Annotated in this window: 1 protein-coding gene; it reads right to left on the bottom strand. The window is 63.5% G+C overall.

The genetic code is table 11. The features are described 5' to 3' along the window. Positions 1–500, bottom strand: a 500-nt coding sequence (locus ACM6IK_RS24290; protein ID WP_414876358.1) for a glycosyltransferase family 2 protein, incomplete at its 3' end; no start/stop codon positions are given. Between the last annotated feature and the right edge of the window lie 2 nt (positions 501–502).

Consider the following 502-nt stretch of genomic DNA (forward strand, 5'->3'; position numbering starts at 1 on the left):
TCGATCAGCTTCAGGCCGCAACCGGTGTCCGGGGTGGCGTCCTTGAGCAGGCGCCGGCGCAGGTTGTTGGCGAAACGCGAGGCGTAGCGCTTGCTCGCGGTGTCGCGGCGATTGACCCGGTGCCCGGCGACCAGTTGCACGTCAACTTTGCCCGGTTCGCCGCGCACCAGCGCCAGCATGCCGGGAATGTCCGCCGGGTCGTTCTGGCCGTCGCCATCGAGGGTCGCCAGCCATTGCCCGCGGGCCTCCCGCGCGGCGTGGTACAGCGAAGTGCTCTGCCCCAGCGAGCGCTCGTGATGCAGGATGCGCAAAGTGTTCAAGCCGTCGTGGCGGATCTGCCGCAGTTCTTGCAGGGTCGAATCGGTGCTGCCATCGTCGACGACGATGATTTCGTACGATTCAGCGGCCAATGCGACGCGGATTTCCTCAAGCAATGGCTTGAGGTTGTTCGCTTCGTTTTTGGCGGGAATCAGTACGGATACAAAAATGTCTTGGCTCATGG

It is taken from the genome of Pseudomonas sp. IT-196MI5 (assembly GCF_949767415.1).
In the GTDB taxonomy this organism is placed as follows: domain Bacteria; phylum Pseudomonadota; class Gammaproteobacteria; order Pseudomonadales; family Pseudomonadaceae; genus Aquipseudomonas.